Origin of the sequence: Kitasatospora sp. NPDC004615 (assembly GCF_042873545.1) — a bacterium.
GTDB lineage: Bacteria > Actinomycetota > Actinomycetes > Streptomycetales > Streptomycetaceae > Kitasatospora.
On record NZ_JBIALQ010000008.1, the window covers coordinates 398,027 to 420,386 of the forward strand.

Here is a 22,360-nt window from a genome sequence, read left to right on the forward strand (position 1 = left end):
ATGACCGGTCGTCTAGGCTGGCCACATGAACGACGACCGCCCGGGCTACGAGCGCGGGACCGGCTTCCTGCTGGCCCGGCTCGGCTCGCTCACCACCCGCTCCTGGACGGCCTTCCTCGGCGAACACCGGCTGACCCAGGCCCAGTACGGCGTGCTGGTCGCGCTCGGGCAGCACGGCCCGGTCGGCCAGGGCCGGCTGGCCGAACTGGTGGCGGTGGACGCCCGCAACCTGGTGTCGGTGCTGGACGGCCTGACCGGCCGTCACCTCGTGGAGCGCCGCCCGCACGACACCGACGGCCGCCGCCGCGTGGTCGCGCTGACCGCCGAGGGGTGGGCGATGGTGGACGGCCTGGCCGCCGCGGCCGCCGCCGAGCAGGACCGCTTCCTCGCCGCTCTCCCCGCCACCGACCGGGCCCGGCTGAACCGGCTGCTGCAACGCCTCTACGCCGCCCACCTGTCGCAGCCGGACGCGGGGACTTGAAACGGTCGATAGCCTTCCGTCATGCATGAGTTGAACGAGCAGAAGGAACAGCCCGGCCGGTTCGGCACCGGGGCCACGCTGGAGATAGCGGCCGAGCGGATCGGTTCGGTGCACACCACCTACGCGCCGGACCCCGACGGCGACCCGGACCCGGGCGAGATCGTCTGGACCTGGGTGCCGTTCGAGGAGAACGACGGCCGCGGCAAGGACCGCCCGGTGCTGGTGGTGGCCCGGGAGCGCTCCGGCACCCTGCTGACGGTGATGCTGTCCAGCAAGGGCCACGACAACGACCCGGACTGGGTGCCGCTCGGCGCCGGCCCGTGGGACCGCAGCGGCCGGGACTCCTGGGTGGCGCTGGACCGGGTGTTCCGGGTGCACGACGGCGGAATGCGGCGCGAGGCGTGCGCCCTCGACCGGGCCCGTTTCCAGCTGGTGGTCGACTCGTTGAGGCACCGTTACGGCTGGCACTGAGTAACGATTGTCGGATCGTCTTCCATCGCTCGCCCCGAACCGGGTACAACGGCACCAGCAACTCCCAACAGTTGACCTGGAGTCGGACGCATGAGCAGCAACACTCCTCCTGGCTACGGGCCGCAGGACCCGTACGGCCAGAACCCGTACGGCCAGAACCCGTACGGTCAGCAGCCGCCTCCGGCCAACGGCGGCTACGGCACCCCGCCCCCGCCTCCCCCGCCGCCGCCGGGCTACGGCGAGCAGCAGCCCGGGTACGGCGCCCCGCAGGGCTACGGACAGCAGCCGGGTTACGGGCAGCAGCCCGGCTACGGCGCCCCGCAGGCCCAGTGGCCGGGCTGGCTCGCCCCGCCGCTGCCGCCCGGCGTCCCGCCGACCCCGGGGACCCGCACCCTGGCCACCCCGGTGGACCGGTTCGTGGCGCGCCTGATCGACGGCCTGATCGTCGGCCTCCCCGTCGGCGTCGTGGCCTCCGTGACCTTCGGCCCGCTCACCATCGGGTACTTCGCGCTGCTGGCGATCGCCTACGTCGTCTACGACGGCGTCATGATGACCACTCAGCACTGCCAGACCGTCGGCAAGAAGGCCATGAAGCTCCGGGTGGTCAGCGTCGCCACCGGCGCGCGGCCGACCGACAACGAGCTGTGGACCCGGGCCGGTGTCTGGGGCGGCCCGTACATCGTCCCGTACATCGGCAGCCTGGCGGTGCTGGTCAACGGCCTCTCGCAGCTGTGGGACAAGCCGCTGCAGCAGACCTTCCACGACAAGGCCGCCAAGACCGTGGTGGTCAAGGAGAGCTGATCCGGCGTCAACGGCGAAGAGCCCCTGCGGAGTCGGAACTCCGCAGGGGCTCTTCGCCTGCCGGTGTCAGCTGGCCAGGCAGCTCGGCCCGAGCAGCTGCTTCAGGTCGCCGAACAGCGCGGGGTCGGACTTCACCCGGTGCCGGTCGAGGCGCAGCACCACGGTCCTGGTCCGCCCGCGCAGGTGGACGTGGACCTCGGTGGAGCCCTTGTGGTGGGTGAGCACCTCGCCGAGCCGGCTGACGATCGGCGGGGTGAGCTTGTTCTCCGGCACGGTGATCACGATCGGCAGCTGGGCGCCGACGTTGGACAGGTCGGGCACCGTGAGTTCCATGCCCATCAGGCGCGGCACGTCCTCCCGCTTGTCGAGCTTGCCGCGCACGAACACCACGGCGTCCTCGACGAGTTGGGAGGAGACCAGCTGGTAGCTGGCGGGGAAGAACATGCAGTCGATGGAGCCGGCCAGGTCCTCGACGGTGGCGATCGCCCAGGCGTTGCCCTGCTTGGTCATCTTCCGCTGGAGGCCGGAGATGATGCCGCCGATGGTGACGATGGTGCCGTCGGGGCGTTCGGCGAGGTCGGCGACCGCGCAGTCGGCCTTGTCGGCGAGCACGTGCTCGATGCCGTGCAGGGGGTGCGAGGAGACGTACAGGCCGAGCATCTCGCGCTCCTGGGTGAGCAGGAAGGACTTCTCCCACTCCTCCTCGGAGAACACCACGTCCAGGCCGAAGCTCGGCTCGTCGGAGACACTGTCGCCGCCGAACAGGTCGAACTGGCCCTCGGCCTCCTTGCGCTTGATCGAGACCACGTTGTCGATCATCGGCTCGAACTGGGCGGTCAGGCCCTTGCGGGTGTGCCCGAGCGAGTCGAAGGAGCCGGCCTTGATCAGCGATTCGACGGTGCGCTTGTTGCAGACCACCGCCTCGACCTTGTCCAGGAAGTCCGGGAAGGAGGTGTACTTCCCCTTGGCCTTCCGGGTGCGGATCATCGACTCCACCACCGGGCCGCCGACGTTGCGGATGGCGGTCAGGCCGAACCGGACGGTGTCGCTGCCGTGCGGGGTGAAGTCGGCGTCGGACTCGTTGACGTCCGGCGGGAGCACCTGGATGCCCATCTTGCGGCACTCGTTGAGGTAGACCGCGGACTTGTCCTTGTCGTCCTTGACCGAGGTGAGCAGGCCGGACATGTACTCGGCCGGGTAGTTGGCCTTGAGGTAGGCGGTCCAGTAGGAGACCAGTCCGTAGCCGGCGGTGTGGGCTTTGTTGAAGGCGTAGCCGGAGAACGGGACGAGGACGTCCCACACGGCCTGGATCGCGGCGTCCGAGTAGCCGTGTTCGCGGCAGCCCTTCTGGAAGGGAACGAACTCGGCCTCCAGGATCTCCTTCTTCTTCTTGCCCATGGCCCGGCGCAGCAGGTCGGCCTGGCCGAGCGAGTAGCCGGCCAGGATCTGCGCGGCCTTCTGCACCTGCTCCTGGTAGACGATCAGGCCGTAGGTCGGCTTGAGGATCTCCTCCAGGGGCTTCTCCAGCTCCGGGTGGATCGGGGTGATGTCCTGCTGGCCGTTCTTGCGCAGCGCGTAGTTGGTGTGCGAGTTGACGCCCATCGGGCCCGGGCGGTACAGCGCGAGGACGGCGGAGATGTCTTCGAAGTTGTCGGGCTTCATCAGGCGCAGCAGCGAGCGCATGGGGCCGCCGTCGAGCTGGAAGACGCCGAGCGTGTCGCCGCGGGCGAGCAGTTCGTAGGTGGGCTTGTCGTCGAGCGGCAGATCGAGCAGCTCGATCTTGATGCCCTTGTTCTTCTCGATCGCCTTGACGGCGTCGTCCATGATCGTCAGGTTGCGCAGGCCGAGGAAGTCCATCTTGAGAAGGCCGAGGCCCTCACAGGTGGGGTAGTCGAACTGCGTGATGGTGACGCCGTCGGTGTGCCGGGTCCAGACCGGGATGTGGTCGGTCAGCGGCTCGGCGGACATGATGACGCCGGCGGCGTGCACGCCGGGCTGGCGGATCAGGCCCTCGATGCCGCGCGCGGTGTCGATGACCTTCTTGACGTCCGGGTCGCTCTCGTACAGGCCGCGGATCTCGCCCGCCTCGCCGTAGCGGGGGTGCGAGCTGTCGGTGATGCCGGAGAGCGGGATGCCCTTGCCCATGACGTCCGGCGGCATCGCCTTGGTGATCCGGTCGCCCATCGCGTACGGGTAGCCGAGGACGCGCGAGGAGTCCTTGATGGCGGCCTTCGCCTTGATGGTGCCGTACGTGACGATCATGGCGACCTTGTCGGAGCCCCACTTCTCCGTCACGTAGCGGATCACGTCACCGCGCCGGCGCTCGTCGAAGTCGATGTCGACGTCGGGCATGGAGATGCGCTCGGGGTTGAGGAAGCGCTCGAAGATCAGGCCGTGCGGGATCGGGTCGAGGTCGGTGATGCCCATCGCGTAGGCGACCAGCGAGCCGGCCGCGGAGCCACGGCCGGGGCCGACCGCGATGCCCTGACTCTTGGCCCACATGATGAAGTCGGCGACCACGAGGAAGTACGCCGGGAACCCCATCTGGATGATGGTGTCCATCTCGTACTCGGCGAGCTTCTTGTGCTCGTCGTCGTAGCCGCCCGGGAAGCGCCAGTCCATGCCTTCCCAGACCTTGGACTTGAAGAAGTCCGCCTCGGACTCGAAGCCCTCCGGGATCGGGAACCGCGGCATCAGGTTCTTGAACTTGAACATGCCCTCGGTGTCGACCCGGGAGGCGACCAGCAGCTGGCTGTTGCGGCAGCCCTCCTGCCAGATGTCCGAGGAGTCGAGGCCGTACATCTCGGCGGCCGACTTGATGTAGTAGCCGGTGCCGTCGAACCGGAAGCGGTCCGGGTCGGAGAGGTTCTTGCCGGTCTGGACGCAGAGCAGCAGGTCGTGCGCGCCGGCGTCGGCCTCGGTGGTGTAGTGCGAGTCGTTGGTGACCACCGGCGGGATGTTCAGCTTCCTGGAGATCTCCAGGAGGCCGTCACGGACCCGCTTCTCGATGTCGAGGCCGTGGTCCATCAGCTCCAGGAAGTAGTTCTCCTTGCCGAAGATGTCCTGGTACTCGGCGGCCGACTTGAGCGCCTCGTCGAACTGGCCGAGCCGCAGCCGGGTCTGCACCACGCCGGACGGGCAACCGGTGGTGGCCATCAGGCCCTCGGCGTGCTCGGCGATGATCTCCTTGTCCATCCGGGGCCACTTCACCAGCCAGCCCTCCGCGTACGAGCGGGAGGTCAGCTTGAAGAGGTTGTGCAGGCCCTCCTTGTTGCGGGCCCAGATGGTCTTGTGGGTGTAGGCACCGGACGCCGAGACGTCGTCCTTCTTCTGGTGCGGCTGGCCCCACAGGATGCGCTTGGTGTTCGAGCGGGACTCCGGCGCCACGTACGCCTCGATGCCGATCACCGGGGTGATGCCGGCGGCGGTGGCCTGCTTGTGGAACTCGGCGGCGCCGTACATGTTGCCGTGGTCGGTCATCGCGACGTGGGTCTGGCCCAGCCGCTCGACCTCCTTGAAGAGCTGCTTCAGCCGGGCGGCGCCGTCCAGCATCGAGTACTCGGTGTGGACGTGCAGGTGCGCGTAGGGCTGGTCGCTCAAGGCGGGGCCTCCGGGGTACTGAGGGGCACTGAGGGGGTACTGCGGGGGTACTGCGGGGGCTGAAACACGTAAGGCCCGAGCCACCACCTGGGCTCGGACCACGGCTTCCGGGATCGCGGATCCGAGTCTAGTCCCCCTCCGGACGTTGAAGCGCTAACCTCCGACCACCACACGGTTACGGGAGGGGACCCTGCCATGGCCTTCGCACCATCGCCTCTGCCCGCTGCCCGGCCGGCCGTCCGCGGTCTGCCGGGAATCGGCGTGCTCATGTTGTTGCAGCTCATCAGCCTGCTCGGCATCCTCGGCTACGACCTGGCGCAGGGCGACGGCCTGTCGTACCTGCCGACGGCACTCGGCTTCTCGTACAAGCACATCGTGCCGGCCCCGGTCGGTTTCTTCGGCTGGAGCACCGCGTACCTGCTGGCGACGGCCGCCGTCGTGTTCGGCGCGTTCGCGGGCGGCCGCTGGGTGCGCGGCGCGGCGATACCGCTGACCGCCGTCAACGCGTACATCTCGCTGAACGAGCTGGTCATCCTGTTCACCGGGGACAACGCCGGCAACGAGTACGTGTACAAGCCGTTCGGGCACCTGCTGCTGACCCTGACCCTGCCGCTGAACCTGCTGATCGCCCTGGCCGTCACCGTGGTGGTGGCCGCCACCCGCACCCCGGGCACCGCGCCGCTGCACCCGCAGCCGGGCTTCGGCCACCCGGGCGCCGTTCCCGGCCCGTGGGGCGGCGCGGCCGCGGGGCCGGTTCCGCAACCGCCCTTCCCCCACCCGCACGCACCGCGGCCCGGGCTGCCGCAGCCGCCCGCCGGCGACCCCGGCGCCGCGTACGCCTACCCCCCGGCACCGGCCGCCCCGCCCGCCGGTGCGGCCGGCTATCCCCCGGCACCGCCCGCGCCGCCCGCCGGTGCGCCCGGCTATCCCCCGGCGCCGGCCGCCCCGCCGCACTTCACACACCAGCCGCACCACTCGCACCAGCCCGCCCCCGCCCCCGGTCCCGTCACCGGCGGCGAGTCGCAGCCCCACCACTCGCACCAGGACCACTCTCACCACCAGCCGCCGCCCACCCCTCCGATGTCCTGACCGACTGTTAGCTTGGGCGTCGCCGAGAGGAGCCCCGACGATGCCCACCGCCGTCCGAACGCTGACCGCCCGCGAGTTGACGGTCGGCTACTTCGAACGCCAACTACTGGACCGCGCCCAGCCGTTGCCCGCCGTCGAGGCGGCGCGCCGGCTGGCCGCGCTGCAGGCGCAGTACTCGCCGTCGCCGCACCTCGCGCTGTGGTCCCGGCTGCCCGGCTTCACCACCGGGCAGCTGGACGCGGCGCTGCTGGACGGCAGCGTGGTGAAGGCGACGCTGATGCGCGGCACCCTGCACCTGGTGCCGGGCGAGGACTACGGCCACCTGGCCGCCGCCTGGCGCCGCCAGTGGCTCACCGACCTGCGCGGCCGGCACCGGGACGCGGGCCTGGATGAGGACGAACTCACCGCCTCGCTGCGGGAGTTCACCACCGTGGCACGCTCCGCCGAGGAGCTGCGCGGCCACCTGGCCGAGGCGTCGAAGGAGCGGATCCGGCCCGAGGACCTGCTGCACTTCGCCCGCGCCCTGGCCCCACTGGTGCACGTCGCCCCGTCCGGGCACTGGCGGGCCCACGGCAAGCCCCGATTCGTTCTGTGGCAGGGCGAGTTGCCGCCCGAGCCGGAGGCCACGGCCCGGCTGGTGCGCCGCTACCTGGCCGGGTACGGACCGGCCTCGCGCGCCGACATCGCGCACTTCAGCGGGCTGAGGCTGCGGCAGATCGACCTGGCGCTGGCCGAACTCGGCGAGCTGGTCCGCTACCGGGACGAGGCCGGCCGGGAGCTGCTCGACCTCCAGGACGCCCCGCCGGTCCCCGACCCGGGCCGCGAACTGCCGGTCCGCTTCCTGCCGAAGTGGGACGCGGCGCTGCTCTCGCACGCCGACCGGACCAGGATGCTGCCCGCCGACATCCACCGGCAGGTGTACCGGGCGGTGAACGGCACCCTGCTGGCCTCCTACCTGGTGGACGGCCGGGTGGCAGGCACCTGGGCGCACGAGGCGAAGCGCGGCGCGGCCGTGCTGACGCTCACCCCGCTCGTCCCGCACGAACAGCGGGCCGAGCTGGCGGCCGAGGGCGAGCGCCTGTTGGAGTTCCTGGAGCCCGACGCGGCCACTCGCACGGTCCGGTTCTCCGACTGACGGCCGGTCAGCCCTGCGAGTCGGCCTCCGCGGTGTCCTCGGCCTCGGCCTCCGCGTCCAGCTCGGCGAGGAACGCCAGCGCGGCCGCCCAGGTCCGCTCGTCGGCCTCGGCGTCGTAGTCCGGCAGTTCGGCGTCGGTGTACAGGTGCCCGGCGCCCCGGTAGCGGTGCACCTCGACGTCGGCGCCGGCCCGGGTCATCTGCAGGTACCAGGTGTTCAGCCAGTCCTCGGACTCGTACGCGTCCGGCTCGGCCACGTGCAGCTGCACCGCGATGCCGGTGGCGGCGTCCTCGCGCAGGTCGGAGGTGCCGTGCAGGAGCAGCAGCCCGCGGGCCTGCTCGTCGGCGAGGGCCAGGTTCTGCGCCAGCGATCCGCCGAGCGAGAACCCGGCGTACACCAGGCCGTGCTTCGCGGGCAGCAGCGGGGCGACGGCGGTGACGGCGCGGCGCAGCAGTTCGTCGTTGCCGATCTCGTCGCGGTACGCCATGCCCTCCTCGGCCTCGTCGAAGGTGCGGCCCTGGTACAGGTCGGGGGTGTGCACGGTGTGCCCGGCCTCGCGCAGCCGGTCGGCGGCCCGGTGCACGGCGGGGCGCAGGCCGTACGCGGAGTGGAACAGGACGATCTCGGCCACGGGTGGCTCCTCAGTGCTCGGGTGCTCGACCGTCCATGATCTCCCATCCGGGAACGCGACGGGGCCCGGCCCACCGCTGGGTGGGCCGGGCCGCTCGTGCCGAGCGCGGTCAGTACGAGGTGCTGACCGAGGCTCCGCTGAACGCCTGCTGGCCGTACAGGCTGATGTAGTTGTACCCGGCGGGCGGGTTGGTGATGGTCAGCGTCTCGTTGTTGCCGCTGCCGGTGGACTTGGCGGTGTACGAGCCGGTGGTGGCCCAGTTGCTGCCGTTGTAGTACAGGTCGGCGTTGCCGGTGCCACCGGAGGTGGTGATGGTGAGGCTGGTGGTGCCGGCCGGCACCCACAGGTAGAAGTACGCGTAGTTCTGGACGGTGGCGGCGACGTTGGAGCGGCCGCAGTTCTTGTCGAGCTGCCGGGTGTCGGAGCCGGTGCACTCGGGGACGCTCGGCACGGCCGGACCGCAGTTGCCGGTGTTGCAGGCGGTCAGCCAGTTGTTGAAGTCGGCGTCGTAGCGGGTGCCGATGGTGGTCTTCAGGATCGTCCGGGCGCCGGCCCAGTCACCGGTGCGGTACTTGGCGAGCACGGCGTCCATGTCGGCGCGGTGCGACTGGAGCATGTAACGGACCGCCAGGTAGCCCCAGTTGTAGACCCTGGTCTGGTCGGCGTTGTTGTAGGTGGTGTCGAACAGGGTGGACAGCGCGTAGGTGTGCTGCCCGGCCTGGGTGATCGCGTCGGTGTACTCGACACCCCGGTAGCCGTAGGAGATGTACTCGGCGAAGCCCTCGACCCACCAGACGGTCGGGGTGGTCATGCCGGCGTCGAAGTCGCCGTACATGTCGAACCGGCCGTCGAGGTAGTGGGTGTACTCGTGGTTGAGGTTCCAGATTTCGAAGGCCGGGCGCGCCCAGTCGGCCTCGTAGGCGATGAACCGCGGCTGGTTGCCGACCGTGGCCGGCTTGCCTTCCAGGTACATGCCGCCGTTGTCGGTGGACATGTCGAAGATGGTGCCGGCGTAGGTCTGGTAGTCGTTGCGCGAGTGGAACACCACCACCTCGATGGTGGTGTTGTTGTCGTCCGCGACCGCGCCGTTGTCCCGGACCACGCCGTGGAAGTACGCGTCCTGGCCCTTCAGGCTGGTGCACGTGGTGGCCAGCTGGTCCGCCGTCAGCGCCTGGGCGACGATCTTGATGCTGGGGCTGCAGGTGTAGTTGACCGTCAGCACGGCCGCCTTCAGCCGGTTCGCCAGGTCGCAGGTGCCGTAGTAGGCGCAGTTGGCCTTGTCGTAGGCGTCCGTCATCTCCGCCAGGACCGCCCACATCGTCCCGGTCCGCCCGGTGATCGAGGTCTGGTCCAGCAGGCTCTTCATCAGCGGCCGGACCTTGGCCTGCATCGCCGGGTACTTCAGGAACCGGCCCAGTTCACGGCCCGAGTTGGAGACCAGAAAGTCCTTGGTCCCGCCGAGCAGGGCGTTGTTGCGGGTGGCGAACGCCTGCAGGGTGTCGAGCACGCTCGGATCGGCCTGCACGGCGGGCAGGAAGTCGCTGTTCTGGTGGCCGCGCCAGAGCACCGTGTACACATTGTTGACGGCGTTGACCATGTACCAGGAGCTGTCGTAGCTGCTGTTGTAGCCGTTCAGCAGCCGCTTGACGACCGACAGGTAGCGGGCGTTCTCGGCCGCGCTGTCGATCAGGGTGACGGCCTCGCCCAGCGTGGCGCCGTTGGCATCGGTCACGTCCTGCGAGTGCGGGGCGGCGAAGAAGGCGTCCAGGCCGCCCTCGATCGCGGACTTCAGGTTGGCGCCGTACGGGCCGACCACGTCCGCGTTGTACCACTGCACGTAGTACCCGGCCCGCAGGTACAGCACGATCTGGGTGGCCGAAGTGGAGTCGTCACCCGGGTAGTTGACGGAGACGTCGCGCAGCGCGTTGGCCACGCTCACCATCTGCGCCTCGTTGAACGCCAGCTTCGCGTCGTTGCCCTTGAGCAGGAACAGCGAGTTGACGCAGTCCACGGTGGCGGACTTGATCTGGGCGACCAGCGCGCCGCCGGTCTTCCCGGTGAAGTCGGACGCGTTGCACGCGGCCGCTGCCGCGAGGGACTTCGCCTGCTGCGGCTCGCCCTTCACGCTCAGCGGCGGCCGCTTGCTGGCGTCCGACCGCACGTCGTGGTCGGCGTCCTTGCGGCGCTCGGCCGCCTCGGTGCTGCGCGGCGCCGACTTCGGCGCCTTCGCGGGCCGCTCGCCGGTGGGAGCGGTGGGGGTGGCCGCCCGGGCGCCCGGCACGAAGGCGGCGAGGAAGCCGAGGGTCAGGCAGAAGGAAAGCAGCAGGCTCCACGTTCGCGCGGGGGACGCGAACGGTATCCGGAAGGTTCGCACGTGGGGGCCTCCGGGCCGATATGACGCCGCGTGTTGGGGGCGCGGCGGAGGGGGAATGCGCCGTCGAGACCAGCTCGACGACTGGGGGTGACATGTACAATTGCACATGTCACCTCACGCGGGAACCCCTCGGGGCCGGATCAACTGGCCTACATAACCCCGGAGTTGACGCCTCTCAGCCGGCCAGCCGGCCCGCCAGCTCCTCCACGTCTGAGACGAACCACAGCTGCAACCCGCGATTGCTCTCCCGCACGAAATCCCGCAGGGCGTCCGACCGCTCCACGTGCGGTGCGACGTCCCCCACCACCGCGAGACCCATCCGGTACTGGGCGAACTTCTGCACCACCCCGCCCGCCACCCCACTGCGCAGCCGGAAGAACTCCTCCGCGAACCGCTCCACCGGCACCGCCACCCAGGACGCCCCCTGGTAGTACGCGTTCCCCAGCAGGTCCACCGCATCCTGCTCACCAGCGACCGGCGCGCCCTCCGCCCCGCACACCAACACCTGGACCCCGCCCAGCTCCCGAACCACCGTCATCGCACGTCTCCCGTCAGATCCTCGATCAACCCGAGCACATCCCCCACCCGCCGCGGCGGCCCCAGCACCACGAACCGCAACCCGCCCCGCGCCTCGTCCCGCACCGCCTGCACCCACAACGGCCGCGACTCCCCCGACGACCAGGCCGACGCCGCCGCGAGCACCGCCGTCACCAGCCGATCCGCGTCCCCGCGCCCCACCCCGTCCACCTGCACCACGGCCGAAACCTCCGCCCGCGAGGGGCCCACCACCTCGGCACCCCCGGTGAACGCCTCCACCTCCGCCCGCGCGATCCGGTACTGCTTCCCGATCCGCACCGCCTTCAGCTTCCCGTCCCGCACATAGCCCCGGACGGTCTTCACATGCAGCCCCAACAGCTCGGCCACATCCTCGACGGAGTAGAACTCCTGCACGCCGCATCCTTCCCCATCATTCCCCATTTGCCAATCCGATAGGGAAGAATACGGCAGCACGCTGCTACCAGCCCATCTCCACCGGCCCGATCCCCCGCAGCCCGACCTGCCGGGCCAGCCACTCGGCGCGCTCCACGTCGCCCGACCGGAAGTGGAGGAAGACCGTGTGATCCGCCGCCGGCACGTCAGCGGTCACATCCCGGCTGTTGATGGCGATCTGCACGCACGCGTCCTTGTTCTGCATCTCCAGCCCGAGCTCCGGAACCGCCGGCCAGCTGAACCAGCCCCAGTCGATCCACCCCGCCCCGGCCCCGACCACCCCGAGGAACGCCTCCTCGATCGACCCGACCGGACAGTCGTCCAGATAAAACCTGAGCGGAAGCATCCCCGCCACCCGCGGGTCCCCCGCCACCACCATGGCCCGCGTCTCGTCACTGGACTCGGGCCCCTCGTCCGGAATGATCACGCCCTCGGGGAACGCGGCAACCAGGCGCTCCGCCTCCGCCACCGCCAGCACCTGCCCGAACGCACTGACCCGGAAGCCGTCCATGGGAACGACCAGGCCCAGCAGGCGCCGAACCGCCCGATAGGCGTCCGACCGGTCACAGGTGCGCAGAACAGGCAGAACGTTCGAAGTGCTCATGGCGCAGCAGCCTCGCAGACGCGGCCGCCCCCACTCACCCGATTTCCGACTCCACACGAACGAGGCCCCGCCGCCCTGGTTTCCAGGGACGGACGGGGCCTCTCAACTGCCGCTCAGGCCAAAGGATCCGGCGCCCCCGCCACGCCCGCCAGGCGGTTGCGGCGCCGGAGGCCGACGACAGTGGCGGCGGCCAGGAACACGAGGACGACGACAGTGTCGCGGAGCAGGTCGCGCGGCTCGGCGGGGGCGTTGCGGTAGAGCGGCGGGGGCACCATCGCCCCCCAGGGCAGGGCGGCCAGCGCCACGCCGGCAGCCCGCAGCCGGTCGGTGGCGGGGTCGGCGAGGTACAGCAGGTACGCGACGGCCAGAACGACCGCCGGCCAGGCGGTGGACGTGTCGATCGGGGTCTGCATGATCGGCGGGAACAGGACACTGGAGGAGTCCTTGCCCCAGGAGCCGAGCCACAGGACGGCAATGCCACTCATCGGCAGGGCGACGGCCGTCGCGGTGGCCACGACCCGATGACGGCCGCGCCGCGAAAGGTCGACCGCGTCCGGCGGCGCGAGAAGCACCAACGCGCCCACGACGGCCCAGACCCCGAGCAGGCTGGTGGCCCCGATGGACTCCGCGTCCTCACCGAACTGCGCTGCGACGACGGCGAGCAGGACGAGGACCCGGGCGGGGGCCCAACGGCCGAGCGCGGCACACAGCAGGGCGAGGACCCAGGGTGCGGCGTGAGCGACGTCCAGCGCGACCGGTGGCTGGTACGGCCCGCGCTCGAACAGCAGGGTCAGGAGCTGGACCGCACCCAGCGCCGCCCCACCGGCCACCAAGAACGGCGCCGCACCGGCGAGCACCCTGCCCGCCGGGTCGCGCGAGCTGAGCCGGGTGCGCAGCCGCAGCGCGTGCGCGGCCAGGACGGCCCACTCGCGCACGGCGGTGCGGCGGTCGGCGCCCTGGACCGACTCGGCGAAGACGGCGACGATCTCCTCACCGTGCGCGGCCCGGTACCCGGCGGGGTAGAGGCGGCGCAGCAGCCCGACGAACAGGCGGCTCATGCCGTCCCCCCGCTCAGCCGCAACCCGCCGAGGGCGAGCCGCCGTTCGGCCTCGTCGGCCCCGGCGCGCAGCCGCCGCATCTCCCCGGTCAGGGTGTGCCGGCCCTGGTCGGTCAGGGCGAAGCTGCGGCGCAGCCGCCCGTTCACGACCTCCTCGCCCTCGACCTGGATGAGCCCTTGCTGGAGCAGCCGGTCCAGCGCCGTGTACAGGGTGCCGGTGAGCATCTTGGTCCGGCCGCCGGTGATCGCCAGGACTTCCTGGAGGATCGCGTATCCGTGCCGGGGTTCGTCGGCGAGCGCGGTGAGCACGAGCCGTGTCGGCTCGGGCAGTTGACGATCTGTCATGCCGCCACTATAGGTCAACCATTTAGATATGTCGATGGTTTAGCTATCGCGACCCAGCACGCCCGACCCCCGCCCTCCCCGGCCCTCGAAAAAACCATTTGCATCCACCGGCCCGCTGACTAAGGTGGTCCAAGTCCGCCCGCAAAGCACTCATGCGCGGGTGGTGAGACGAGTGAGGAGGTGTGGCCAGGATGGTTGCCGCCGTGACGCGGCGCGCTTTCGCCTGCGCGCCATACGCCCCCTCCCCCCGTCTTCTCCCCACCGGCTGACAGCGCGTCACTCCGCGCCCCGGTGGGCCACTCCTCAGGAGCCACCGCAGTGCGCGAGCGCTTTGCCGACAGCGATTCCTTCTCCCGTATCCGCCCCAAGGGCACTTCCCGTCGCGGCCGCAAGGCCGACCGCTTCGACGACGCCGAGCCCGAGTACCTGTACTTCCCCTCCGAGGACTACGCCGAGTTCGACGGCTCCGAGGACGAGAACGAGAACCCCCCGGCCACCGACGGCCCCGCCGTGGGCGACCGCTGGTCCACCTGGGACCAGTCCACCCCCACCGAGAAGGGCCCGCAGCCCCGTCCCGACTGGGTGATCACCGAACTCGCGGCCGTCGACACCGAGTTCGGCATCGTGAAGACCGGCAAGGAGGCCGACGTCTTCCTGCTGGAGCGCAGCGTTCCGGGCACCGAGCGCCGCACCCTGATGGCGGCCAAGCGCTACCGCGATTCCCAGCACCGCATGTTCCACCGCGACTCGGGCTACCTGGAGGGCCGCCAGCACAAGGAGTCCCGGGTCAGCCGGGCGATGGCCAAGCGCACCGCCTTCGGCAAGGAGGCGATCGCCGGCCAGTGGGCGGCGGCCGAGTTCACGGCGCTGTGCCGCCTGTGGTCGGCGGGTGTCGCCGTGCCGTACCCGGTGCAGATCACCGGCACCGAGATCCTTATGGAGTTCGTCGGCGACGAGGCCGGCACGGCCGCCCCGCGGCTGGCCCAGCTGCGCGCCGAAGAGGCCGACATCGACGACCTCTGGGAGCAGCTGGGCCGCAGCCTCTCACTGCTGGCGTACGACGGCTACGCGCACGGCGACCTCTCGGCGTACAACATCCTGGTCCACCAGGGCCGCCTGGTGATCATCGACGTCCCGCAGATCGTGGACGTGGTGGCGAACCCGCGCGGCCTGTCCTTCCTGGAGCGGGACGTCCGCAATGTCGGCGCCTGGTTCATCTCCCGCGGCCTGCCGCCCGAGCGGGTGGAGGCCCTGGTGCAGTCGCTCGCCGACGACGCCCGCCTCCGCCGCTGACGACCTACTCGCTCGGCCAGAGGATGAACCGCGGCAGCGTGATCCGCCGCGGTTCTCCGCCGCACGCGGCATTCGCGCCGAGCGCCCCGCGGATCTCGTACAGGTGCGCCACGGTGAGCTCCAGCGGCGCCTCGTACGGCTGGTAGGTGTACCGGATCGGGTAGTCGAGGCCGGGCTCGACCGACATCTCGATGTGGCAGCCGAGCACGTGGGTGACGGGCCGCCGTTCGGCCAGCTCGATCATCCGGTCGATGCTGTGGCTGAACGCGGCCCAGTCCTGGATGTACAGTCGGCCGGGGTACACGGTGTCGCCGGTGAGCAGGAATCCGCTCCACGGGTCGTAGAAGGTGACCGAGGCGGCGTGGTGCCCGGGAGTGGCCAGGCACTCCAGCACCCGCCCGCCGAGGTCGATCCGGGCGACGGCCTCCGGGTCGGCGTCGAAACCGAACCACGGCCAGGCACTGTCCTTCCCGGCCGGCACCAGCTCCGTCCCCGGCCGGTCGACGAACTGCCCGTCCCCGGCGACGTGGTCGCCGTGCGCGTGGGTGTGCACCACCAGCAGCCGGTAGGCCTCCCGGGGGTTGCGCGCCAGCCAGCCGTCGATCAGCTCGTCCACGGTCCGCCGCAGCGGCAGGTACTCGGCCTCGGCGGTGGCCCCGGTGTCGATCAGCACGGCCCGCTCGTTGCCGAACAGCAGGTACAGGAACGGCGCTTCGTAGTTGACGGCCATGTTCTGCCGCAGGATCACGGTGTGCTCGTCGTACGCGTACACCTGCAGGTCGGGGTCGGTGTTGTGCTTGGCCGACGGCGACCCGTGGTTCCAGCGGACGTCCAGCGGCCGCGTCTCGGGCCGTCCGGTGGTGAAGTCGATCGTCACTTCGGCATTCCTCCGTATCTTTCTTCCACGGCCCGTCACTTGACCGCACATCAGTAACAACGCTCCGCTCGAACAGACGTGCCCCGGCGGCGTGTAGAGTCGCCGCGCGAAGAGGGGCCGGGCCGACTTCCCATCGGACGTCCGGGCGGCCAGACTCTCTTGTTGACAGGTCGTACACCATGCTCGGGGGAAACGGGACATGTGGGGTCGGGGGACGGTGCTCGGGGGCCGCTACGCCCTCACCGAGCGGCTCGGCAGCGGTGCCATGGGCGAGGTCTGGCGCGCGGACGACCAGGTGCTGGGCCGCCAGGTCGCGGTGAAGATCGTGCTTCCGGCGCTGATGGAGGACGAGGTCTTCGCGGCCCGCTTCCGCCGCGAGGCGACAGTGCTGGCGGCGATGAACCACCGCGGCGTGGTGCACATCCACGACTACGGCGAGGACGCCACCGACCCGTCCGCGAAGATCGCGTACATCGTGATGGAACTGCTGACCGGCAAGCCGCTCGACCAGGCGAAGGGACGCGGCAGCTTCCCGCCGGACCGGGCGCTGGACATCGCCGCACAGATGCTGGACGCCCTGCACGCCGCGCACCAGCAGGGCATCGTGCACCGCGACATCAAGCCGTCCAACCTGATGATCGACCAGGACGGCCGGATCACCGTCACCGACTTCGGCATCGCCCGCACGCTCGCCGACACCCGGATCACCACCGCCCACGCGGTGATCGGCACCGCCCTGTACATGGCCCCGGAACGCGCCGAGGGCAAGGACGCCTCGGCCACCTCCGACCTGTACTCGGTCGGCGTGGTGCTGTACGAACTGCTCGCCGGGAAGCCGCCGTTCACCGGCGAGACCCCGCTCGAAGTGGTGCTCAAGCACGTCCGCGAACCGGCGCCGGAGCTGCCGGAGACGGTGCCCGCGCCGGTCCGCGCGGTGGTCGCGAAGTCCCTCGCCAAGGAACCCGGCGCCCGCTACCCGGACGCCGCCGCGATGGCCCTCGCCGCCCGCCAGGCGATGTCCACCCCGGCCGGCCTGGGCGCCGTCCTGGCCCTCGCCGGCCCGGACGAGGCCCCGCCCGCCGTCGCCGCCCCGGACGCCACCACCGCACCCCACCGCCCCGAACGCGCCGGCCGCCGCCGAATGGCCACCCTGGTCCTGCCGCTGGTGCTGGTCACCGGCGGCGGGGTGACCGCCCAGCAGCTCGAACTGCTGCCCTGGCAGCACCGCCCGGAATCCGCCAACAGCGCCAACTCCCCAACCGGCCCGGCAACTTCCAGCCCGAACGGCTCGCCGTCCGGCACCGCCCCGGGAAGCTCCGAACCGCCCCAGTCCTCCGCCCCACCGTCCACCGACCCGTCCGGCAACCCCGCCCAGCCCGGCGGCGGCGCCCCCGACCAGGGCAACTCCGGCTCCAACAACGGCGGTTCCTCAAACAACAACAACAACGGCGGCACCCCCAACACCGGCGGCTCGAACGGCGGCGGCTCGAACAACAACACCGGCGGCGGCTCGAACGGCGGCGGGTCCGGCGGCTCGAACAACGGCGGTGGCGGCGGTGGCGGCGGTTCCACCCCGGCCCAGCCCGCCCCCAACACCTCCAAGCCCGCCACCAACGGCCCGGCCTCCGGCTGCGGCGGCAGCGGCTGGGGCCGACTGGTCAACGTCGGCACCGGCCAGGCCGCCGGCCTCGGCTCGGACGCCCTGACGGCCGGCGTCCCGGTGGTGTCCGGCCGCAACACCTCCTACGGCTGGATCAAGAGCACCGACGGCTCCGGCACCACCACCTTCACCGCCTGCAAGAGCGACAGCGGCATCAAGCTCGGCGGCCGCTACGCCGGCAGCCCCAACATCGCCGAACTGGCCGGCTCCAGCTCCTACGGCGACATGACCAACTGGTCCGTCACCGACGCCGGCTCCGGCACCTTCCAGCTCAAGTTCGGCTACGGCGTACAGAGTTGCCTCACCGACAGCGGCACCGGCAACACCCTCACCATCACCAACTGCTCGCCCGGCGACAGGTCCCAACTCTTCCGCTTCTCCTGACCCCCGACTCCGCCACACCACAACGGAGTTGTCACACCCCTCGGGAAGAGTGCCGGACATGGCCGAACAGTACGTCACCGCCTTCGCGGTGGACGCCGCGCTGCTGCTGCGCCTGCCCGGCTCGGGCGGGCCGGGGCTGCCGGGCGTCCCGCGCTCCGCGGCTCTCACCGAGCTGCTCTCCGGCCGCCTGCGCGCCGACGCGGACTCCCGCTACACCGCCCTGCTACCCACCCTCGCGGGCACCCTCGGCACCCCACTCGGCGAGGCCGCCCTCACCGGCCGCCACTGGGACGAACTCACGGACGTCTTCCGCACCCTGCGCCTGCCCGCCCTCACCACCCTCTGGTCCCACCGCTGGCCCTGGCCCGACGGCGCCACCGACGACTGGCCCTGGCCCTACCCCACCCTCACCCCGCACTCCGCCCTCCCCGCCGTCCTGGCCGACCTCACCGCCCTCAGCCCCGACACCCTCCCCGCCCACCCCACCGCCAACCTCGACGACGAGGACCTCGAAGAGGCCGCCTGGTTCCTCACCCAACACCTCCCCACCTGGGCCTCCCACGCCCAAGCCCAGTCCCTCGACCTCCTCCTGCTCCGCGACGGCGCCCGCTGAACCCCGCCCCCCGGCAGGGCCCGCAGCTCCCGACCGACCCTCAGGACACCACGTCCTTCGTCGCGAACCCCCGGAACGCCAGCGCCAGCAGCACCACCGAGTACGACAGCGACAGCACCACGCCCTGCACCATCCCGCCCCACTCCAGCTGCGGCTGCAACGCGTCCGCCCACGCGTACTGCCAGTGCGCGGGGAACCACTCCCGCAGCGAACCGAGCGCGGTGACGGCGTCCAGCACGCCGGTGATGATCGACGCGAACACCGCACCGCCCACCGCCCCCAGCGGAGCGTCCGTCGCGGTGGAGATCCAGAACGCCAGCGCGCCGACCACGATCTCGGCGAGGAACACGTACAGCACGGCGAGCGCCAGCCGCGGCAGCGCCTCGGTCGCGGACAGCGTCACCCCGGTCGGGAGCTTCAGGTCGCCCCACCCGTACGCGGCGGTCCCGACCACCAGGCCGACAGCCGGCAGCAGCACCACCGCCGCGGCCGAGAACACCATCGCCACGATGAACTTCCGCGCCAGCAGCCGGGCCCGCGGCACCGGCGCCGCCAGCAGGTAGCGCAGCGAGGACCAACTCGCCTCGGACGCCACGGTGTCACCGCAGAACAGCGCCACGGGGATCACCAGCAGGAACCCGGTGCCCATGAACAGCAGCGTGGTCGCGAAGTTCACGCCGGACGCGTTGGCCAGCTCGATGAACGTGGTGCGGTTCTCCCGCCCGGGCGGCCCCCCGATCTGAAAAGCCGCCAGCACGATGAACGGCAGCACCGCCAGGACCCCGCCGATCACCAGGGTGCGCCGCCGCCGCAACTGCCGCATCGCCTCGACCCGCAACGGCAGCGTCCGCCCCGGCCGGTACCCGGGGGCCGCCGTATCCATCACCGCACTCATGCCGCTCCTCCGATAAGGGACAGGAAGGCGTCCTCCAGCCGTCGCTGCGGACCGATGCCCGTCACCGGCACACCCAGGCGCACCAGTTCGGCGGTCAGCCGGCTCACCGGGAGACCGTCCAGCCGGACCAGCAGCCCGCCGTCCGCCGCCTGCACCGACTCCACCCCGTCCAACGCGGCCAGCTTCTCGGCGACCGCAGCCGCCTCCCCGTACCCCTCCTCAACACTCACCAGCAACTGCTCGCCCGCACCGGTGATCTCCGAGGTCGGCCCGGCCGCCACCAGCCGGCCGCGCTCCATCACCACCAGGTGCGTGCAGGACTGCTCGACCTCGGCGAGCAGGTGACTGGAGACGATGACCGTCCGCCCGGCGGCGGCGTACCGGACCATCACCTCCCGCATCTCACGGATCTGCGGCGGGTCGAGACCATTGGTCGGCTCGTCCAGAATCAGCAGGTCAGGCAGACCCAACATTGCCTGCGCGATCGCCAGCCGCTGCCGCATGCCCTGCGAATACGTCCGCACCGCACGCTCCAGCGCTTCGCCGAGACCGGCGATCTCCAGCGCCTCCGCGAAGTGCGCGTCCTCGACGGGCCGCCCGGTGGCCGCCCAGTACGACTCCAGGTTGGCCCGCCCGCTCAGGTGCGGCAGGAAGCCCGCGCCCTCGACGAACGCGCCGACCCGGGACAGCACCGGAGCGCCCGGACGGATCGCGTGCCCGAACACCCGGATCTCACCCTCGTCGGGACGGATCAGACCCATCAGCATCCGCAGCGTGGTGGTCTTGCCCGCACCGTTCGGCCCGAGCAGACCGAGCACCTGCCCGGCCTCCACCCGGAACGACAACTCCCGTACCGCGTAACGGTCCACCGATCCCTTGTACTTCTTCGACAGCCCGGTGATCTGCAACGGCACCCCGGCCAGCGCCGGATCCGGCGCTGGCGCCGCCACCCGCCGCCGACGCGCGAACACCAGCAGCGCACCGATCGCCAACGCCACCAACGGCAGCACCCACGTCCGGTCCGGCACCGGCGCGGCCTCGGTCCGCAACTGGTCCACCGTCGGCACGCTCAACGGCCCGGCCGCCGACAGCGTGTACGTGGCGGCCTGCGCGGGCGAGGCGTACGCCAGGTCGGTGGACGCCAGCACCAGCCGCAACCGGTGCCCGGCCGGGAACTCGTGGTCCACGGCCGGCAGCGTCACCTGCACCGTCCGCCCACCCGCCGCATCCGCCCCGGTCACCCGCAGCGGGGCGACCAACTGCTGCGGCAACGACTGCTTCCCGTCCGGCGCGACGTCGTACACCTTCGCGAACAGCACCGCCTCCGGCACGTCCGCCGCCACCTGCACCGCCACCGTCGGCGCACCCGTCAGGTGCAACGCCCGATCCAGCGGCGCGGACTCGAACGACGCGAACTGGCCTGGGAAATCGATCGACAGATCCGCCCCCACCGCGGACAGCTGGGACAACGCCCCGATCCCCGGCAACGTCGAAATGTTCGGCGGCGCACCACCCGGCGGGTTCGCCACCTTCTGCTCCCGGCCCGTCAACTCCACACTGCGCTGCGCCGTCCCACCCAACCCGGGGTAGACATCGGCGTCCGCGCCGCGCAGCACCGCCTGAAAGCCCGTCGAATCGACGCCACCGGTACGCGTCACCCGAAACGCGGGCCCGGTCGACCCACCGCTCCCCTTCAACCAGTGATCGAACCAAGCCGTCACCCGAGCATCCGAGCGCGTGCTGCTCTCCTGCCCGCCGTCATGCCCCGCACCGAACCAGTCCACCGCCACCGGCGCCCCGTTCGCGGCCACCGCCTTCGCGATCCGGTCACCCTGGTCCAGCGGGAACAGCGAATCCTGCTGCCCCTGGATCACCAGCGTCGGCACCTTGATCCGATCCGCCACCGACGACGGACTCGACCGCTCCAACACCCGCACCGCGTCCGCATCCGGCCGCCCGGCCGCCGCCACCCGGTTGTACATCGCACACAACTCGTCCCGGAACCGCCCGCACCCCACCGGCCCCTGCACCTGCTGCTTCGGCCCGCCCTCACCCAGCCCCGACGCCGAGCCGGTCGTAAAGAAAATCCCCGCCCACAGCTTCTTGAACACCCCGTCGGCAGCCGAACTCCCCTGCGCCGCCTGCGGAAACAGCGCATCCGCCAGATTCCACCAGGTGATCTGCGGCGCAATCGCATCAATCCGCTTGTCGTAACCGGCCGCCAACAGCGACACCGCCCCGCCGTACGACGCCCCCGTCACCCCGACCCGCGGATCCCCCTCCCCGTCCAACTGCACCTCGGGCCGCTGCGCCAACCAGTCCACCAGCCGCGACACATCCGCGACCTCACGCTCCGGATCGTTCAGCCCGATCTGCCCCGCCGACTCCCCGAACCCCCGCGCCGACCACGTCAACACCGCATACCCGTCCCGAGCCAACTCCTCGGCCCGCGCCCGCTCCCCGTCCTTCGACCCACCAAACCCATGCGCCAACAAAATCGCCGGCCGCCGCCCCGCCCCACCCGACGTAAAGAACGACGTATCAATCCGAACGGCCCCACCCCCGTCCGGCACCTCCAAAAACCGATCCTCCCGATGCACCCCCACCGGAGCCCCCGCCCCCGCAACCGCCACCCCACCCCCCACCAGCAGAGCAACCCCCACCCCACCGGCCACCAACCCCCGCCGACGCATCCCCCACCTACGCCAAACCCCAACAAACCCCATAACCAGCGATCCTAACCACGCCCCAAGTAGGACCCCCGTTAACCCACCCCCACTCCACCCCCCGCCCCGCCCCTCCCCCCTGACAACCGCCCCTTCCCCGCAGCCAAGTCACAGCCGGACAACCACCCCGCCCCCACACCACGCCCCTCACCCCTCCCCCACCGCCCCCACCACCCCCACCCACGCCCCTCTCCCTCCCCCTACGCAGACGGGTCACGGGCGGGCGGGCGGGCAAAGAACCCCCACCCCCCCCCCCCCCCCCCCCCCCCCCCCCCCCCCCCCCCCCCCCCCCCCCCCCCCCCCCCCCCCCCCCCCCGGCCCGCCCGCCCGCCCC

At 71.2% G+C, this 22,360-nt stretch carries 19 protein-coding genes; 8 read left to right on the plus strand and 11 right to left on the minus strand.

Annotation, left to right across the window (positions count from 1 at the left end; translation table 11 throughout):
- Positions 1–25: 25 nt before the first annotated feature.
- The 3 genes from ACFYS8_RS28020 (at position 26) to ACFYS8_RS28030 (ending at position 1,753) form a co-directional block, all read left to right on the plus strand.
- Positions 26–481: a MarR family winged helix-turn-helix transcriptional regulator gene (locus tag ACFYS8_RS28020; RefSeq protein ID WP_387645902.1), complete on the plus strand. Its 456-nt coding sequence runs from the start codon at positions 26–28 to the stop codon at positions 479–481.
- Between the two features lie 21 nt (positions 482–502).
- Positions 503–952 carry a type II toxin-antitoxin system PemK/MazF family toxin gene (locus tag ACFYS8_RS28025; RefSeq protein WP_387645904.1) on the plus strand — a complete coding sequence of 150 codons (450 nt, stop codon included), beginning with the start codon at positions 503–505 and terminating at the stop codon, positions 950–952.
- 90 nt (positions 953–1,042) lie between these two features.
- Positions 1,043–1,753, plus strand: a complete 711-nt coding sequence (locus ACFYS8_RS28030) for an RDD family protein (RefSeq protein WP_387645907.1) — start codon at positions 1,043–1,045, stop codon at positions 1,751–1,753.
- Between the two features lie 66 nt (positions 1,754–1,819).
- Here ACFYS8_RS28030 and dnaE read toward each other — a convergent pair whose 3' ends face one another.
- On the minus strand, positions 1,820–5,353 hold the full coding sequence (gene dnaE, locus ACFYS8_RS28035) for a DNA polymerase III subunit alpha (protein WP_387645909.1): 3,534 nt from the start codon (positions 5,351–5,353) through the stop codon (positions 1,820–1,822).
- 267 nt (positions 5,354–5,620) lie between these two features.
- Here dnaE and ACFYS8_RS28040 point away from each other — a divergent pair, with 267 nt between their 5' ends.
- Entirely contained in the window at positions 5,621–6,442 is an 822-nt protein-coding gene (locus ACFYS8_RS28040; RefSeq protein ID WP_387645912.1) for a hypothetical protein, read from the plus strand.
- Positions 6,443–6,482: 40 nt separating this feature from the next.
- Positions 6,483–7,577: a winged helix DNA-binding domain-containing protein gene (locus tag ACFYS8_RS28045; protein WP_387645914.1), complete on the plus strand. Its 1,095-nt coding sequence runs from the start codon at positions 6,483–6,485 to the stop codon at positions 7,575–7,577.
- A 7-nt stretch (positions 7,578–7,584) separates the two neighbouring features.
- On the opposite strand, the gene ACFYS8_RS28050 is transcribed toward ACFYS8_RS28045, so the two are convergent.
- From ACFYS8_RS28050 to ACFYS8_RS28080, 7 genes are all read right to left on the minus strand, one after another.
- Positions 7,585–8,208 carry a dienelactone hydrolase family protein gene (locus ACFYS8_RS28050; RefSeq protein ID WP_387645917.1) on the minus strand — a complete coding sequence of 208 codons (624 nt, stop codon included), beginning with the start codon at positions 8,206–8,208 and terminating at the stop codon, positions 7,585–7,587.
- Positions 8,209–8,317: 109 nt separating this feature from the next.
- Complete coding sequence (locus tag ACFYS8_RS28055) at positions 8,318–10,531, minus strand: M9 family metallopeptidase (RefSeq protein WP_387645996.1); 2,214 nt, start codon at positions 10,529–10,531, stop codon at positions 8,318–8,320.
- 226 nt (positions 10,532–10,757) lie between these two features.
- Entirely contained in the window at positions 10,758–11,120 is a 363-nt protein-coding gene (locus ACFYS8_RS28060) for a DUF4180 domain-containing protein (RefSeq protein WP_387645920.1), read from the minus strand.
- Positions 11,117–11,533, minus strand: coding sequence for a helix-turn-helix domain-containing protein (locus ACFYS8_RS28065; RefSeq protein WP_387645922.1), 417 nt, complete (start codon positions 11,531–11,533; stop codon positions 11,117–11,119). Before ACFYS8_RS28065 ends, ACFYS8_RS28060 begins: the two co-directional genes overlap by 4 nt.
- Before the next feature lie 64 nt (positions 11,534–11,597).
- A complete protein-coding gene (locus ACFYS8_RS28070) occupies positions 11,598–12,176 on the minus strand; it encodes a hypothetical protein (protein ID WP_387645925.1) in 579 nt (192 codons plus the stop codon).
- A gap of 113 nt (positions 12,177–12,289) precedes the next feature.
- A complete protein-coding gene (locus tag ACFYS8_RS28075; RefSeq protein WP_387645926.1) occupies positions 12,290–13,234 on the minus strand; it encodes a hypothetical protein in 945 nt (314 codons plus the stop codon).
- On the minus strand, positions 13,231–13,578 hold the full coding sequence (locus ACFYS8_RS28080; protein WP_387645929.1) for a PadR family transcriptional regulator: 348 nt from the start codon (positions 13,576–13,578) through the stop codon (positions 13,231–13,233). Before ACFYS8_RS28080 ends, ACFYS8_RS28075 begins: the two co-directional genes overlap by 4 nt.
- A gap of 318 nt (positions 13,579–13,896) precedes the next feature.
- On the opposite strand from ACFYS8_RS28080, the gene ACFYS8_RS28085 reads away from it, so the two are divergent.
- Complete coding sequence (locus tag ACFYS8_RS28085) at positions 13,897–14,871, plus strand: serine protein kinase RIO (protein WP_387645932.1); 975 nt, start codon at positions 13,897–13,899, stop codon at positions 14,869–14,871.
- A 4-nt stretch (positions 14,872–14,875) separates the two neighbouring features.
- Here ACFYS8_RS28085 and ACFYS8_RS28090 read toward each other — a convergent pair whose 3' ends face one another.
- A complete protein-coding gene (locus tag ACFYS8_RS28090; protein ID WP_387645934.1) occupies positions 14,876–15,748 on the minus strand; it encodes an MBL fold metallo-hydrolase in 873 nt (290 codons plus the stop codon).
- 199 nt (positions 15,749–15,947) lie between these two features.
- On the opposite strand from ACFYS8_RS28090, the gene ACFYS8_RS28095 reads away from it, so the two are divergent.
- Both ACFYS8_RS28095 and ACFYS8_RS28100 read left to right on the plus strand, forming a co-directional pair.
- A complete protein-coding gene (locus tag ACFYS8_RS28095; RefSeq protein WP_387645935.1) occupies positions 15,948–17,792 on the plus strand; it encodes a protein kinase in 1,845 nt (614 codons plus the stop codon).
- A gap of 58 nt (positions 17,793–17,850) precedes the next feature.
- Positions 17,851–18,405: a hypothetical protein gene (locus tag ACFYS8_RS28100; RefSeq protein WP_387645937.1), complete on the plus strand. Its 555-nt coding sequence runs from the start codon at positions 17,851–17,853 to the stop codon at positions 18,403–18,405.
- A 40-nt stretch (positions 18,406–18,445) separates the two neighbouring features.
- On the opposite strand, the gene ACFYS8_RS28105 is transcribed toward ACFYS8_RS28100, so the two are convergent.
- Both ACFYS8_RS28105 and ACFYS8_RS28110 read right to left on the minus strand, forming a co-directional pair.
- Entirely contained in the window at positions 18,446–19,300 is an 855-nt protein-coding gene (locus ACFYS8_RS28105) for an ABC transporter permease (RefSeq protein WP_387645939.1), read from the minus strand.
- Positions 19,297–22,026, minus strand: a complete 2,730-nt coding sequence (locus tag ACFYS8_RS28110; protein ID WP_387645942.1) for an alpha/beta fold hydrolase — start codon at positions 22,024–22,026, stop codon at positions 19,297–19,299. The genes ACFYS8_RS28105 and ACFYS8_RS28110 overlap by 4 nt, the downstream gene beginning before the upstream one ends.
- Between the last annotated feature and the right edge of the window lie 334 nt (positions 22,027–22,360).